This window comes from Bordetella bronchiseptica (assembly GCF_900636925.1).
GTDB lineage: Bacteria > Pseudomonadota > Gammaproteobacteria > Burkholderiales > Burkholderiaceae_B > Bordetella > Bordetella pertussis.
Window position 1 is genome coordinate 448,258 of record NZ_LR134326.1, and the last position, 14,795, is coordinate 463,052.

The window sequence follows — 14,795 nt, forward strand, 5'->3', positions numbered from 1 at the left end:
GGCGCGGCGCGGGGCAGCCCCGTGGCCGGGTTTGCCCGTGGCGAAAACCCTACGGCGCGCGGGAGCGGGTTTGCAGGATCCGCGCACATCATTGGCAATTGTTGACAATCATGGCACGGCATAGCGGCTATGCTCGGCCCATCTATAGCAAGGGATTGAGCAATGACCGATCAACCTCCCGCCACGCCTCCCGTCAGGCCGCAGCGCTGGCCGTTTGGCCGTGCGCAGGAGTCCGAGCGGCCCGAGGAGCCGGCCAGCCGCGTGGCGGCGGCCGCTTCCTGTGCCCGGTTTCAGGCCGGGCGGCCGTCGGGCGCCGGCATGCCGGTGCAGTGTTCCGGCGCCGGGAACGTGCGCGCGCGGACCTCGCTGGCGTAGGCCGCGGCGGCCTGTTCGATGATGGGGCCCAGCTGCGCGTAGCGCTTGACAAAGCGCGGCGTGAAATCCGAGAACAGGCCCAGCACGTCGTCCGACACCAGGATCTGTCCGCCGCAGGCGGGCGAGGCGCCGATGCCGATGGTGGGAACGGGCAAGGCCTCGGTGATGGCGCGCGCCACGGGTTCCAGCGTGCCTTCGATGACCACCGTAAAGGCGCCCGCCGCGGCGATGGCCTGTGCGTCGGCCATGACCTGCTCGGCCTCGGCGCCGCGGCCGACGGTACGGAAGCCGCCATGGCCGTGCACCGATTGGGGCTTGAGCCCGACGTGGCCCATCACGGGAATGCCGCGCTCGACCAGGAACGCCACGGTCGAGGCCATTTCCGCGCCGCCCTCCAGCTTGACGCAGCTTGCGCCGGTCTCGGCCATGATGCGGGCGGCGTTGCGATAGGCCTGGCGCTCGTCTTCCTGGTAGCTGCCGAACGGCATGTCCACCGCCACGCAGGCACGCTGCGAACCGCGCATCACGGCGCGGCCGTGCTGGATCATCATGTCCACGGTAACCGGCAGGGTGGTTTCCATGCCGTAGATGACCATGCCCAGCGAGTCGCCCACCAGCAGCAGGTCGCAGTGCGCATCCAGCAGGCCGGCGATGGGAGCCGTGTAGGCGGTCAGCGCCACGATGGGCTCGTCCGGCGTGCGCATGCGCAATTGGCGGGTGGTGATGCGTTTGGCGGCGGTGGGCACGCTCATGATGTCTCCGTAAGGGGTTGACGCGCGCGTCGCATGCTACAAGAGCACTCTGCTGCGCGATGGCCCGGCATGGTGCCGGATCAGAAGCCGATTGTATCGGCGCAGCGACTTGTGCGGCGGTTTTCCATGTCCGACCTGAAACTCTTCGAAGACCTGATCGCGTTGGCGCAGACCGGCAGCTTCGTGCGCGCGGCCGAGTTGCGCCACGTCACGCATCCGGCCTTCGGGCGGCGCATCCGCGCGCTGGAGACCTGGGCCGGCGCGCCGCTGGTCGAGCGCGGCCGCACGCCGGTCGTGCTGACGGCGCAGGGCGAAGCCTTGCTGCAGGCGGCCGGCCAGGTCGTCGAGCAGGTCGATCGGGTGCGCGAACAGCTGCGCAGCGCTGGCCGCCAGGAAGAGCGCATCTTGCGCATCGGCACCGGCCGCAGCCTGGCGCGTACCCTGGTGGCCGACTGGATAGCGCGGCTGCGCCAGCGCCCCGCGCGCCTGCTGGGCGACGGCGCGCAGGTGGAACTGTCCACCGGCGTGATGCAGGAGATGGCGGCGTTGCTGGAGCAGGGCCGTGTCGACCTGGTGTGCTGCTATGAGCATCCGGCGCTGTCGGTGCAATTGACGCCGGGACGGTTTCGCTACATGACCCTGGGCATCGACAAACTGGTGCCGGTATGCCAGGCCGACGCGCGCGGCCGCCCGCGCCATGCCCTGAGCGAAGGCGGGCCGGCAGCGCCGCTGATCACGTATTCGGGCGGACTGGCCATGGCGCGCATCGCCGGCGACCGGCTCGAAACCTTTCCCTATGCGCTGGCGCCGTTCGTGCGCTGCGACTCCCTCGATGCCGCGCACGGCATGGCGCAGAAGGGGCTGGGCATCGCCTGGCTGCCGTGGTCGATGGTGGCCGGGGATTGCCGGCGCGGCGCGCTGGCCGCGCTGGGCGGACGGGCCGAGGAAATCGCTTTCGAGGTGCGCCTGTACCGGCCGCGTACCCGCCTGTCGGCGCTGGCCGAGGCGGTCTGGGAGTGCACCCAGCGCGGCCGCTAGCCCGGCAAACCGTATTGGCACGGCGATGTGCCGGTTCGGCACATCGGCCGATATGCCGGCCCCGCAGAATGATGGCGCGCAGTCATTCATAACAAGCGGCGGGCCACGGTCTGTCGATACCTCGAGGGAAAAACATGAAATCGCATGCATTGCGCGGCGCGCTGGCCGCCCTGTGTATCGGCGCGGCCCTGGCCGCGCCCCTGCCGGCGGCTGCCGCCGGCTATCCGGACCGTCCCATCTCGCTGATCGTCGGCTATCCGGCCGGAGGCAGCGTCGACCTGACCGCCCGCCTGTTCGGCGAGGCGCTGGCGCGCCAGACCGGCCAGAGCGTGGTGGTCGAGAATGTCGGCGGCGCCGGCGGCACCATCGGCGCGCAACGCGTGGCGCGCGCCCAGGCCGACGGCTACACCCTCCTGCTGGGCTCGACCAACGAGATGGTGATCGCCGGCATGATCAACAAGGCGGTCAAGTACGACGGCGCCGAGGATTTCACCGCGCTGGGCGTGATTGCCTCGCAGCCCATGCTGCTGGCCGCCTCGAAGAGCGCCGGCGTGAACAATGCCGCCGAGTACCTGCACAAGCTGCGCGGCGTGGCGCCCGGTTCGTTCAACTATGGTTCGTCCGGCGTGGGCACCGCGCTGCACCTGGCCGGCGAAATGGTCAACCAGTCGACGCAGACCCGCGCCGAGCACGTGCCGTACCGCGGCGTGGCGCCGCTGGTCACCGACCTGATGAGCGGCCAGCTCGATTACGGCGTGCTGGTGCTGTCCTCCGGGCTGCCGCAGGTGCGTTCGGACAAGGTCGTGGCGTTGGGCGTGACCGAGAAGAAGCGTTCGCCGGCCGCGCCCGATATCCCCGCGCTGGCCGAGACCCCGGGTTTCGAAGGCGTGGACATCAGCGTCTGGTTCGCCCTCTACGGGCCGGCCGATTTGCCGGCGCCGGTGGCCGAAGCATTGCGCGCGTCCCTGGCCGACGTGCTGAAGTCGGAGGAATTCCGCCGCAAGGTGCAGGAAACCGGCGGCGAACTCGCCCAGCCCGGCCTGGATCCGGTGCAGTTCCAGCAGGCCGAGACCCGCAAGTACGGCGCCCTGGTGCAGGCCGCCAGGATCGAAGCCCAATAATCCAACCGTTTATTTCGCAGCCGCCGTCCATGCATTTCCAGCTTCCCGTTCCCGATCTTTCCGCCGAGCGCCTCGGCAACACCGGTACGCCCGGCGTCTGGCACTTCGATTCCGGCCGGACGGGCTGCGCCGTCATGGTGTCGGCCCTGGTCCATGGCAATGAGTTGTGCGGCGCCTGGGCGCTGAAGGACGCGCTGGCGGCGGGGCTGCGGCCGCGCCGCGGCAGCCTGACGCTGGCGTTGTGCAACCTGGACGCCTTCGATACCTTCGATGCGTCTCGCCATGACGCGGCGCGCTTCGTCGACGAAGACATGAACCGCGTCTGGAGCGAGGCGCGCCTGGCGCAGCCGCGCACGCGCGAGCGCCAGCGCGCGCTGGCACTGCGGCCCTGGGTGGAGCGGGCCGACTGGCTGCTGGACCTGCACTCGATGCACGAGCCGGGCGAGCCCTTGCTGCTGACCGGCGTTCTGCCGCGCAATATCGCGCTGGCGCGCCGGTTGGGCGCGCCGCGCCATGTCGTGGTCGACGCCGGCCACAAGGACGGCGTGCGCATGCGCGATTTCGGCCGCTTCGGCGATCCCGGCGCCGACGCCTGCGCGCTGCTGATCGAATGCGGCTTTCACGGCGAACCGGCGGCACGCGAGGTGGCGCGCGACATGATGGGCCGCCTGCTGCTGGCGGCGGACGTGGTCGACGCCGGCGACCTGCCGGCCGGGTGGCTGTTGCCGCCCGCGCCGGGCCAGCGCGTGCTCGAGGTGACCGACGCCGTGGTCGCGCCGTCGATGGACCTGCGCTTCGCGCAAGCCTGGCAGGGCCTCGAAACGCTGGAGCGAGCGGGAACGCCGATAGGCTGGGCCGATGGCCAGCCCATCGTCACGCCCTATGACCGCTGTACGTTGATCATGCCGTCGCTGCGCCAGCTCCAGCCAGGCGTGACGGTGGTGCGGCTGGCCCGCGACTATGCGGCGGACCCGCGCGAGGACGGCCGGCTGGCCTAGCGCTGTTGCGGGGTGTAGCGCAGCTCGTCGAGCGCGTAGCCCTGCGCCTTGGCTACCGCCAGGGCATTCTGCAGGTCGGCCGGCGCGAGCTGCGTCCTGCGCGACAGGATCCACAGGTTGTCGCGATCGGGCGAGCCGACCACCGCCCAGCGGTAGTCCGGATCCAGCCCGATGATCCAGTATGCGCCCTTGAAGGGCTTGAAGAACGAGACTTCCAGCTTGGCGTTGCCGCTGCCTTCGACCACGGTGGCGGTGCCCGAGGCGGCGTCGATACTGCCGTCCTTGGTGCGGCAGCGGTTGTTCACCGCCAGCGAGCCATCGGTGTTCTGCGTGTATTCGGCGGTGGTGTCGCCCACGCACTGGCGCTGGAAGAACATGGGCAGATGGGCGATCTCGTACCACTTGCCGGCATAGCGGGCCAGGTCGACCGACTCGACCGTGCGGACCGCCGGTCCGGCCGCGACGGCGCCGGTCGCCAGCGCGGCGGCCGCGAACAGGAATGCAAGGCGAAACATAGTGCCTCCGGTAGGAAGGTGCCGGACCGGCGCGCGGCGCCGGCCCAGCCATAACGATACGCCTGTCAGGACGCCGTCGAAGGCAGCGGGTTTTTCAGGGCCGCGTGGTAGTGCGCCACGTAGGTGTCGAAATCGACCGCGTCGGACTGCTCCAGGCGCAATTGCTCGGCGACGGACTGGCGCGCCGCCTCGGCGTAGGCCTGCGTCCGTTCGGCCGGCAGCGGCTGGGCGCGCAGCGCGTCGGCGTGGCGGCGGCTGAGGTCCAGCGAATAATCGTGAAACGATACGTTGCCCTCGCGCAGGGCGGCCAGCACCCGCGCCGACGGGGTCAGGTCGGGCTGGTCCAGCTTGGCGCGCTGGGCGGCCAGCGCCGCGGCGTAGGCATCGCCGCCCAGCGCCTGGTCGTACAGGGCGGCGTAGGGCGCGATCTGGTCGAGCAGCTCGTGGCCCCACTGCGGCACGCTGACGGCCTGGCCTTCGCGGTCCAGCATCAGGCCCGGCTTGCGGCCTTCCTTGACGACGACGGCGAAGTTGTCGGCGCTGCGCTGGCAGTAGCCGTTGTCCGGGAAGAACGGGCTGTCCGAGGTGGCGCAGAACAGCAGGAAGGCATCGACGAAGCGCGCGGTTTCGGCGGAAATGCCTTCGGGCGTCAGCGGGTCGATGTCCAGGCAGCGTACTTCGACATACTGCACGCCGCGTTCGGCCAGGGCCGTGATGGGGCGTTCGCAGCGGCCGGTGGCGCGCTTGGGACGGATGCTGGAGTAGTACTCGTTCTCGATCTGCAGCACGTTGGTATTGAGCTGGATCCACTGGCCGTCGCGCCGCGTGCCGATGGCCTGGTAGGCCGGCCAGGGTTCGGTGACCGCTTCGTAGAGGCGGCCCAGGAACGTGTCGAGGTCGTTGTAGCACAGCTTCAGGCGCGACTGCGCCTTGTTCTGGTAGCCCAGGTCGCTCATGCGCAGGCTGGTGGCGTAGGGCAGGTACAGCGTGGACGGGTCGAGCGTCTCGAGCAGGTGGTCGCGCCCACGCATGAACTCGCGCGCCAGGGCCGGCGCCGACCCGAACAGGTACATCAGCAGCCAGGAATAGCGGGTGAAGTTGCGGATCAGCGAGATATAGCCGCGCGAGCGGCGCGCCTGCGGCGTCGGGGCATCGGGCACGAGCACGTCCCACAGCGCGTCGGGCAGCGAGAAGTTGTAGTGCACCCCGGCGATGCATTGCATGGTCTTGCCGTAGCGTTCGGCCAGGCCGCGCCGGTACACGTGCTTGAGCATGCCGGTATTCGAGGTGCCGTACCAGGCGATGGGGATGTCGGCCTCGGGCGGCAGCGTGGCCGGCATCGACTGGTTCCAGATGTATTCGCCCTCGAGCACGCCATAGACGTAGCGATGCGTGTCGCGCAGTTCGCCCAGCAGGCTGTCGACGTCGGTATGGGTGCCGGTGATGAGTTCGAGCAGCGCTTCCGAGTAGTCGGTGGTGACATGTGCGTTGGTCAGCGCGGCGCCCAGCCCGGCAGGGTGGGCGGTGCGGGCCAGCACGCCCTGGTGGTCCACGCGCAGGCCTTCCTTTTCGATGCCGCGCAGGGTCTGCGTCAGCAGGTCGGCATGGGCTTGCAGGCGGTGGTGGCGTTGGGCAGCGGTATCGGTCACGGGCGTATCTTTTTTCCGGGTGGATCGCGGATTTTACGGGGTGATGGCCGTCCGTGCCGAGGTAGCCCTGATCGGCTCCCGGGATAAAGATGTCGCGGCGCCGGCCAGCCAGCCGTCCAGGTCGGCATAGACCGGGGCGGCGATGGCCGGTGTTTCGTTGAAAATCTCGTGCCAGGCGTCCGGATACCAGCGCAGCGTCAGCAGGGCGGGCGGCGCCGCCTCGGCGAAGGCGCGGCTGCCCTGGGGCGCGACGATCCGGTCGGCGCCGGCCACCTGCAGCAGGGTGCGGCATGGCAGCAGCGGCGCGTCGCGCAGGGCGGCCTGGCTGGCCTGGTCGATGAACAGCGCCAGCCGCCCGGTAATGCAGCGCCGCACCAGCGGGTCGGCCCGGTAGGCGGCCACGACCGCGCGGTCATGCGAAATGCAGGCCGGCGCCAGGCCGTGCGGCACGCGCAGCTCGGGCTGGCGGCGCGCCAGCCAGGTCAGCGCCGGGCGCGACCAGGCCGGGATGCGCAGGCGAAACGGCGGCGAACTGAGCACCAGGCCGGCCAGCGGCGCCCATTGCCGCTGCGCCACCCGCACCGCCACCAGCGCGCCCAGGCTGTGGCCCAGCAGGATGGGCGGACGTCCGCAGTCGCGGCTCCAGTCCAGCAGCCGCTGCGTGGCGTCGCGCACCAGGTCGTCGGGGCGGGCCAGGCCGGCCGGGGGGCCGCCCGAGCGGCCGTGGCCGCGGTGATCGTGCGCGCCCACCCGCCAGCCGCGCGCGGCCAGCCAGCCGGCCAGGCGCTCGTAGCGGCCGGCGTGCTCGCTCAGCCCATGCAGCAGGTATATGCTGGGCGTGCCCGGGCCGGGCAGCGGCGCGGGCACGTCCGGGGCCGCCGGCCAGGCGTAATTGGCCAGGCTGACGCCGTCCGCGGCGGGAGTAAATGAAATCGGCGACAATTTCAGGCCTCTGCAGGTCGATAGCGAACCCATACCCATGATTTCAACGCTGTTTCGTTTCATGCTCAAGAAACGCGTGCGGATCCTGTGGCAGGCCGGCTGCGCCGCGCTGCTGCTGGCCGCCTGTTCGCCCAGTTACAACTGGCGCGAGATCGACGTGGCCGATGGCCGCGTGCGCGCGGCGTTCCCCGGCCGGGTGCAGACCGACACCCGCGACCTGGCCCTGGCCGAGGTGCCGCTGCGGTTTTCGCTGACCTCCGCGCGGGTCGAGCAGGCGGTATTCGCCATCGGCCATGCGCCGCTGCCGCCCGAGGTGGCGGCCGATCCGGCGCGCCGGCGCGCGCTGGGCGAGGCGCTGGCGCGCTCGCTGTACGCCAACCTGGGCGTCCAGCCGCCCGACCCGCTGCCCGCGCCGGGCGCCGACATCGAGATCCATGCCCCGCCGGGCGAGCGCGACGACTGGCTGCTGGCGCGGGTGTGGGCGACCGACGACATGCTGATCGAGGCCGTGGCCGCCGGCACCCGCCAGACCTTGCCCGCCGAGCGGGCGCGCGAATTCATCGATGCGGTGGAGCTGCGGCGGTGAGCGCCGGCAGCAGCCCGCATTGCACGGCGCGGGCCACCGCGGCGCGCCGGTTGGCCACACCCAGCTTGGCGCAGGCATTGGCCAGGTGGAAATCGACCGTGCGCGCGGCGATGCCCAGGATGCGGGCGGTTTCCCAGCTGGTCTTGCCCAGCGCCGACCAGTGCAGGCAGTCCAGCTCGCGCGGGGTGAGGGTGGTGCGTTGCGGCATGGCGGACCCCGTCCTTGCCCATGAGGGGCGGCCGGCCATCATGCGGCGCGCCGCGCCGGCATGCCAAGTCTCGATTCGTGGCGGCATCGAGCCGTTTATCCATTTCTGAATAGGCCCAGCCTCGTTCATGCTTGCCGTCGTACAGTTCTACTGGTCTGCCGTCGTGCTGCTGCTGCCCCTGCTGGCATGCGCGGGAATCGGCGCCTATTGGGCCAAGCGCGATTACCCCTTCGGCGGCACGTTCATCACCATGCTGGTCACCACGGTGACCACCCCGGCGCTGGTGTTCCACACTTTCGTCACCACGCAACTGGACGACCGCGCGCTGCTGGCCATCGCCGGCGCCTCGCTGCTGGCGCTGCTGGCCTGCGCGCTGGCGTGCGCCGGCCTGCTGCGGCTGTTCGGCCTGCCGGTGCGCACGCTGCTGCCCACCGCCTTCGTGCCCAACGCCGGCAATCTCGGCCTGCCGGTTTCGCAACTGGCGTTCGGCGACGCCGGGCTGTCGGCGGCGGTGGCATTCTTCGCGGTCAACTCCTTCGTGACGCACACGATCGCCGTGCGCATGCTGCCCGGCGCCAACACGCCCGGCAGCTGGAAGAGCCCGGTCCTGCTGGCCTCGGTGGCCGCGGTGACCCTGCGCGCGCTGGACATCCCGGTGCCGGACTGGCTGGTCGCGACCAGCCGCATGCTGGGGGCGGTGACGGTGCCGCTGATGCTGCTGAGCCTGGGCCACGCGCTGGCGCTGATTCCCGCCAATGGCATGCGCGCCGGCGCGGTGGTGGCCGCGCTGCGGCTGGCAGTCGGGCTGGCCGCGGGCTACGCGGTGGTGTGGCTGCTCGGCCTGCCCGACTTGCTGGCCGGGGCGCTGGCCCTGCAGATGGCCATGCCCTGTGCCGTGGTCAGCTACATGTATGCGCGCCGCTATACCGACGTCGGCGATATCGCCGCGGGCGCGGTGCTGGTGTCGACCGTGGTGTTCCTGCTGCTGGCGCCGGCCCTGCTGTGGTTCACGCGCCAGTAGGCCTCAGCCCGCGCCGCACATGCCGCGCAATTGCGCCAGCAGCGTGTCGGGGATGTCCACGCCATGCTGCAGCGCCTGCTTGCGCAGCGCGATGCGGCGCTCGCCGGGCAGGCGCACGCCATCGTCGTGGAGCATGGCCTCGATGAGGGTTTCCACGCGTTCGAGGTAGGTGTCGGTGCCGGCCAGCGCGGCCGGGTCGACGGCCAGGAAGGCCTGGCCCAGCCGCGCCGGCTCGCCGTCGTCGTCGAACAGCGATTCGGTCTCGAAGCCGAACCGCGCGCCGGAGAGGCTGCACACCAGCAGCTCGACGATCAGCGCCAGCATGGTTCCCTTGGCGCCCGCGGCGGGCAGTATGGTGCCGGCCAGGCCGGCGCGCGGGTCGGTGGTGGGCCGGCCTTCGGCATCCAGCGCCCAGCCTTCCGGAATGGACTCGCCGTCGCGCGCCGCGATCATCAGCTGGCCGCGCGTTGCCTCGCCCGGTGCCAGGTCGATTTCCAGCGGCGCGGCGCGGCGGCGCGGGAAGGCCGCCGCGACCGGGTTGGTGCCCAGCAGCGCCCGCCGGCCGCCCCAGGCCGGCATGGCCGCCGGGGAGTTGCCGAAGGCCAGGCCCACCAGGCCGGCCGCGGCGACGGCCTCCAGGTGGTAGGCGGCGGCGCCGAAATGATGGCTGTTGGCCACTGCCACGAATGCCACGCCGTGCTGGCGCGCCCGTTCGATGGCCAGCGCGGCCGCCAGGGCGCAGGCCGGGTAGGCCAGGCCCGAACCCGCGTCGACCAGCGCCGTGCCGCCGTGCTCGCGCGCCAGCCTGGGCCGGGCGGCGCCCTTGGCGCGCCCTACGCGCAGGTGGGCGGCGTAGCCGGGCACGCGCGCCACGCCTTGCGGCACCAGGCCCTGGCTGTCGGCGTGCACCAGGGCGCGCGCCGTGCTCTCGGCCATGTCGGGGTTGGCGCCCGCCGCCGCCAGCGCGGCGGCGGCCAGGTGCTGCAGTTCGTCCAGGTAGATATGGGCCATCGGAAGGTCCCGGAAACGCGCTGCGTCGCGGCAGGCATCGCAGATATCGATGCTGCCACGAACATCGGATTCCGGCCAGTGCTAGAATTGCGCACATTGTTCGGCGCCGATTTGCCTGATCCGCTTGCGGGCGCCTCTTATAAATCCAGCTAAAGAGGTCTGAATGACCAATCCTGTCCTGAATCCGGCGTTGCCTGCCACGGCCGCCGCCCCTGTCGCCGCCACGCCTTCGGCCGTGGGTTCCGCCGGCATCGTTGCCCCTGTATTCCTGCGTTTCGACGAACCGCTGCCGCTGGCCAGCGGCCAGACCCTCGATGGCTACGAACTGGCCATCGAGACCTACGGCACGCTCAATGCGCAGCGCACCAACGCGGTTCTGGTCTGCCACGCGCTCAATGCCTCGCACCATGTGGCCGGCGTGTCCGCCGACAACCCCAAGGATGTCGGCTGGTGGGACAACATGGTGGGGCCCGGCAAGCCGGTAGACACCAATCGTTACTTCGTCATCGGCGTCAACAACCTGGGCTCGTGCTTCGGCTCGACCGGGCCGGCCAGCATCAATCCGGCCACCGGCCGCCCCTGGGGCGCCGCGTTCCCGGTCCTGACCGTGGAAGATTGGGTGCGCGCCCAGGCGCGCGTGGCGGATCATTTCGGCATCGAGCGCTTCGCCGCGGTCATGGGCGGTTCGCTGGGCGGCATGCAGGCCCTGAGCTGGGCCATCACCTGCCCGCAGCGGGTGGCCAATTGCGTGGTCGTCGCCAGCACGCCGCGCCTGTCGGCGCAGAACATCGGCTTCAACGAGGTGGCGCGGCGCGCCATCATCACCGACCCCGATTTCCATGGCGGCGACTACTACGCGCACGGGACGGTGCCGGGGCGCGGCCTGTCGGTGGCCCGCATGATCGGTCATATCACCTACCTGTCCGACGACGACATGGCCGAGAAATTCGGCCGCACGCGCCGCGAGCCGGCCGCCGACGGCGCCTATCGCTATGGCTACGATGTCGAATTCGAGGTCGAGTCCTACCTGCGCTACCAGGGCGAGAAATTCTCGCGCTATTTCGACGCCAATACCTATTTGCTGATCACCCGCGCGCTGGATTATTTCGACCCGGCGCGCGCCACCGGTGGCGACCTGGCGCGCGCGCTGGCGCCGGCCACGGCCGATTTCCTGCTGGTTTCGTTCTCGACCGACTGGCGTTTTCCGCCCGAGCGTTCGCGCGAAATGGTGCGCGCGCTGCTCAAGAACGGCAGCCCGGTCACCTATGCCGAGATCGACGCGCCGCACGGCCACGACGCCTTCCTGCTGGATGACGCGCGCTATCACGCGGTAGTGCGCGGCTACTACGAACGGATTGCGCGCGAACTGGGCCTCAATGGCGCCGTCGCGCCGGAGGGAAATCCCGCATGAGCCCCGTTTCGGCCCGTTTCGAACCCGCCGCCCTGCGGCCCGACCTGGCGCGCATCGCCGGCTGGATCGAGCCCGGCTCGCGCGTGCTGGACCTGGGGTGTGGCGATGGCGCGCTGCTGGCGTACCTGCGCGACCATCGCCAGGTGCGCGGCGCCGGCGTCGAGATCGACGACAACTACGTGATCGCCTGCGTGCAGCGCGGCGTCGAGGTCATCCAGCAGAACCTGGAAGATGGCCTGGCGCTGTTCGACGACCAGCAGTTCGACACCGTGGTGCTGTCGCAGACCCTGCAGTCCATGCACCGTACCGAGCACATCCTGCGCGAAATGGCGCGGGTGGCGCGCCATGGCGTGGTGTCGTTTCCCAACTTCGGCTACTGGCCGCATGGCTGGTCGATCCTGCGCGGCCGCATGCCCGTGACCGGCCAGATGCCGTACCAGTGGTACAACACGCCCAACATCCACCTTTGCACGCTGCGCGATTTCGAGGATCTGGCCGGCACCCTGGGCCTGCGCATCCTGCAGCGCGCCACGTTCAACGAGGGCAGGGAAATCCGCGTATTCCCCAGTTGGCGCAGTACATTGGCGCTGTATCGTTTCGCTGCGTCCTGACATCCGCAAGCCGGCGCGGATTGCTACTATCCGCTAGCAGGACCGGCGCGCCTACCGGTCGTTCCACGGGAGATCCGCCATTACCGCCGCGACCGAAACCACCAAGGTCTATACCAACCGCCGCGTGGCGCCGCTGCTGGTGCTGGGCTTTGCCAGCGGCCTGCCGCTGGCGCTGAGCAGCGGCACGCTGCAGGCCTGGGCCACGGTCGAGAACGTCTCGTTGCAGAGCATAGGCTTCCTGACGCTGGCCGGCACCGCCTATACGCTGAAATTCCTCTGGGCCCCGCTCATCGACCGCTACGTGCCGCCGTTCCTGGGGCGCCGCCGCGGCTGGATGCTGCTGACCCAGGTGCTGCTGGCCGCCGCCATCATGGTGATGGGCATGCTGTCGCCGGGCTCGGCCCTGCTGCCGCTGGCCCTGATGGCGGTGCTGGTGGCCTTCCTGTCGGCGTCGCAGGACATCGCCTTCGACGCGTACAGCACCGATGTGCTGCGCCAGGAAGAGCGCGGCGCCGGGGCCGCGATGCGGGTCATGGGCTACCGGCTGGCCATGATCGTCTCCGGCGGCCTGGCGCTCATCGTGGCCGATCGCTGGCTGGGCTGGGGCAACACCTATGTGCTGATGGGCGGCCTGATGCTGGCGTGCGCGCTGGGCACGCTATGGGCGCCCGAGCCCGAGCGGCCGGCCAACCCGCCGCGCGATCTCGGCGCGGCGGTGGTCGAACCCTTTCGCGAGTTCTTCAGCCGCCGCGGCGCCATCGACATGCTGCTGCTGATCGTCCTGTACAAGCTGGGCGACGCCTTCGCCGGCGCGCTGTCCACCACCTTCCTGCTGCGCGGCGCCGGGTTCAGCGCCACCGAGGTCGGCACCGTCAACAAGGTGCTGGGCCTGGCCGCCACCATCATCGGCGCGCTGGCCGGCGGCTCCATCATGACGCGCTGGGGCCTGTACCGCTCGCTGATGGCGTTCGGCCTGCTGCAGGCCGTCTCCAACCTGGGCTACTGGCTGATCGCGGTCAGCCCCAAGAACCTCTACCTGATGGGGCTGGCGGTCGGCGTCGAGAACCTGTGCGGCGGCCTGGGCACGGCCTCCTTCGTGGCGCTGCTGATGGCGATGTGCCGCCAGCAGTTCTCGGCCACGCAGTTCGCGCTGCTGTCGGCGCTGGCCGCGGTGGGCCGCACCTACCTGGCCGGGCCGCTGACGCCGGTGCTGGTCGAGTGGCTCGACTGGCCGGGCTTTTTCATCGTCACCGTCCTCATCGCGCTGCCCGGATTATGGCTGTTGCGGCTGCGACGCAACGTTATCGACGAACTGGACGCCCAAACCGCGCGCTGAGCGTGGCGATGGTGCTAAGGTTACGGCCTGCGCTACCCGCGCAAGCCGCCCGCAGTGGCGGTATTGATAACAATTCGGGCAACTCACGTCCGAAAAAGAGGAGACTGGAAAATGAAGCGACTGATCCCAGCCGTCGCGCTGGCAGGCATGTTCGTGGGTACGGCCCACGCCGAAACCAGTGTCACGCTGTACGGAATCGCCGATGTCAGCGTCCGCTACCTGAGCACCGGCAACGACAACGGCAACAGCCGCGTGTCGATGGAAAACGGCGCCATCTCCAACAGCCGCTGGGGCCTGCGCGGCGTGGAAGACCTGGGCGATGGCATGAAGGCCTTCTTCCGCCTGGAAAGCGGGTTCAATGTCCAGAACGGCGAGCGTTCCGATCCCGACAGCTTCTTCAACCGCCATGCCTACGTCGGCCTGGACGGCGGCGAGATCGGCGCGATCTCGCTGGGCCGCCAGGACACGCCCCTGTTCACGATCCTGGCCGATTCGTACGACCCGCTGACCGTCGGCAACTATGCGCAGAACTCGTGGCTGCCGGTGGCGATGTCGCGCGCGCGCAGCTCCAACTCGGTGCGCTATCGCAACGACAAGCTGGCCGGTTTCGACGTGATCCTGTCGTATGCGTTCAGCGACAGCTTCGAGGACCACAAGCTGGGCGAACAGTATGGCGGCACGCTGTCCTATACGACCGGCCCGTTCTCGATCGGCGGCGGCTACATGCTGACGCACTCGGCCAGCAACTCCGACTACCAGCAGCGCGTCTGGAACCTCAACGCCTCGTACAAGTTCGAGACCGCCAAGGTGTTCATCGGTTACTTCAATGGCCGCGATGAGACCGGTTTCGTCAATGCCGTGATGGGCAATACCAGCCTGCCGGACAACGGCCTGGAGCGCAAGGACAACGGCTATTTCGCCGGCGTCACCTGGCAGGCCACGCCGCGTTGGGCGTTGACGGGCGCCGCGTACTACGACACCAGCAAGAACCTGGTCGAGGAAGGCGACAAGGGCAAGCGCTACGCGCTGGTCGGCGTGGCCGAGTACGCGCTCTCCAAGCGCACGCAGGTTTACGGCACCATCGACTACAACAAGGTCAAGGACGCCGCCACCGGCGAAATCCAGGGCGACGACAAGCAGATCGGCGCCGCGGTGGGAATCCGCCACATCTTCTGATGCGGCGGCGGGGCGCCCGCAAGAGCGCCCCGCTCACCGGCCGCG

The 14,795-nt window shown here is 69.9% G+C and carries 15 protein-coding genes and 1 riboswitch; of the genes, 9 read left to right on the forward strand and 6 right to left on the reverse strand.

What is annotated here, in order from left to right:
- Positions 1 to 290: 290 nt before the first annotated feature.
- Positions 291 to 1,127, reverse strand: a complete 837-nt coding sequence (panB, locus tag EL288_RS02140; RefSeq protein WP_003815281.1) for a 3-methyl-2-oxobutanoate hydroxymethyltransferase — start codon at positions 1,125 to 1,127, stop codon at positions 291 to 293.
- A 126-nt stretch (positions 1,128 to 1,253) separates the two neighbouring features.
- Between panB and EL288_RS02145 the strand changes: the two genes are divergently transcribed.
- The 3 genes from EL288_RS02145 to EL288_RS02155 all read left to right on the forward strand — a co-directional run bounded on the left by EL288_RS02145 (position 1,254) and on the right by EL288_RS02155 (position 4,284).
- Positions 1,254 to 2,165, forward strand: coding sequence for a LysR family transcriptional regulator (locus EL288_RS02145; RefSeq protein WP_033448320.1), 912 nt, complete (start codon positions 1,254 to 1,256; stop codon positions 2,163 to 2,165).
- Positions 2,166 to 2,299: 134 nt separating this feature from the next.
- A complete protein-coding gene (locus EL288_RS02150; protein ID WP_033459022.1) occupies positions 2,300 to 3,286 on the forward strand; it encodes a Bug family tripartite tricarboxylate transporter substrate binding protein in 987 nt (328 codons plus the stop codon).
- Positions 3,287 to 3,315: 29 nt separating this feature from the next.
- Complete coding sequence (locus EL288_RS02155) at positions 3,316 to 4,284, forward strand: M14 family metallopeptidase (protein ID WP_033459020.1); 969 nt, start codon at positions 3,316 to 3,318, stop codon at positions 4,282 to 4,284.
- Here EL288_RS02155 and EL288_RS02160 read toward each other — a convergent pair.
- The 3 genes from EL288_RS02160 to EL288_RS02170 form a co-directional block, all read right to left on the reverse strand.
- On the reverse strand, positions 4,281 to 4,799 hold the full coding sequence (locus tag EL288_RS02160; RefSeq protein ID WP_003815273.1) for a lipocalin family protein: 519 nt from the start codon (positions 4,797 to 4,799) through the stop codon (positions 4,281 to 4,283). The two genes, EL288_RS02155 and EL288_RS02160, sit on opposite strands and share 4 nt — an antisense overlap.
- A 65-nt stretch (positions 4,800 to 4,864) precedes the next feature.
- Positions 4,865 to 6,448 carry a glutamate--cysteine ligase gene (gene gshA, locus EL288_RS02165; protein ID WP_003815271.1) on the reverse strand — a complete coding sequence of 528 codons (1,584 nt, stop codon included), beginning with the start codon at positions 6,446 to 6,448 and terminating at the stop codon, positions 4,865 to 4,867.
- A gap of 33 nt (positions 6,449 to 6,481) precedes the next feature.
- Positions 6,482 to 7,315, reverse strand: a complete 834-nt coding sequence (locus EL288_RS02170; protein WP_003815269.1) for an alpha/beta hydrolase — start codon at positions 7,313 to 7,315, stop codon at positions 6,482 to 6,484.
- 112 nt (positions 7,316 to 7,427) lie between these two features.
- On the opposite strand from EL288_RS02170, the gene EL288_RS02175 reads away from it, so the two are divergent.
- The gene (locus tag EL288_RS02175) at positions 7,428 to 7,976 is read left to right on the forward strand and encodes a hypothetical protein (RefSeq protein WP_010929589.1); all 549 of its coding nucleotides are present in this window, start codon (positions 7,428 to 7,430) and stop codon (positions 7,974 to 7,976) included.
- On the opposite strand, the gene EL288_RS02180 is transcribed toward EL288_RS02175, so the two are convergent.
- Positions 7,948 to 8,184 carry a helix-turn-helix domain-containing protein gene (locus EL288_RS02180; RefSeq protein ID WP_003815265.1) on the reverse strand — a complete coding sequence of 79 codons (237 nt, stop codon included), beginning with the start codon at positions 8,182 to 8,184 and terminating at the stop codon, positions 7,948 to 7,950. The genes EL288_RS02175 and EL288_RS02180 overlap by 29 nt on opposite strands.
- Before the next feature lie 127 nt (positions 8,185 to 8,311).
- On the opposite strand from EL288_RS02180, the gene EL288_RS02185 reads away from it, so the two are divergent.
- Positions 8,312 to 9,205 carry an AEC family transporter gene (locus EL288_RS02185; RefSeq protein ID WP_003815255.1) on the forward strand — a complete coding sequence of 298 codons (894 nt, stop codon included), beginning with the start codon at positions 8,312 to 8,314 and terminating at the stop codon, positions 9,203 to 9,205.
- A 3-nt stretch (positions 9,206 to 9,208) separates the two neighbouring features.
- Here EL288_RS02185 and EL288_RS02190 read toward each other — a convergent pair whose 3' ends face one another.
- On the reverse strand, positions 9,209 to 10,216 hold the full coding sequence (locus EL288_RS02190) for an Ldh family oxidoreductase (protein ID WP_003815254.1): 1,008 nt from the start codon (positions 10,214 to 10,216) through the stop codon (positions 9,209 to 9,211).
- 93 nt (positions 10,217 to 10,309) lie between these two features.
- A riboswitch (SAM riboswitch) is annotated at positions 10,310 to 10,390 on the forward strand.
- Here EL288_RS02190 and metX point away from each other — a divergent pair.
- The 4 genes from metX to EL288_RS02210 all read left to right on the forward strand — a co-directional run bounded on the left by metX (position 10,380) and on the right by EL288_RS02210 (position 14,750).
- A complete protein-coding gene (gene metX, locus EL288_RS02195) occupies positions 10,380 to 11,627 on the forward strand; it encodes a homoserine O-succinyltransferase MetX (protein WP_003815253.1) in 1,248 nt (415 codons plus the stop codon). (Overlaps the previous riboswitch by 11 nt.)
- The gene (gene metW / locus EL288_RS02200; protein WP_003815252.1) at positions 11,624 to 12,238 is read left to right on the forward strand and encodes a methionine biosynthesis protein MetW; all 615 of its coding nucleotides are present in this window, start codon (positions 11,624 to 11,626) and stop codon (positions 12,236 to 12,238) included. Before metX ends, metW begins: the two co-directional genes overlap by 4 nt.
- A 124-nt stretch (positions 12,239 to 12,362) precedes the next feature.
- A complete protein-coding gene (locus EL288_RS02205) occupies positions 12,363 to 13,574 on the forward strand; it encodes a muropeptide transporter (RefSeq protein WP_003815250.1) in 1,212 nt (403 codons plus the stop codon).
- A gap of 111 nt (positions 13,575 to 13,685) precedes the next feature.
- Complete coding sequence (locus EL288_RS02210) at positions 13,686 to 14,750, forward strand: porin (RefSeq protein ID WP_003815249.1); 1,065 nt, start codon at positions 13,686 to 13,688, stop codon at positions 14,748 to 14,750.
- The last annotated feature ends 45 nt before the right edge of the window (positions 14,751 to 14,795 follow it).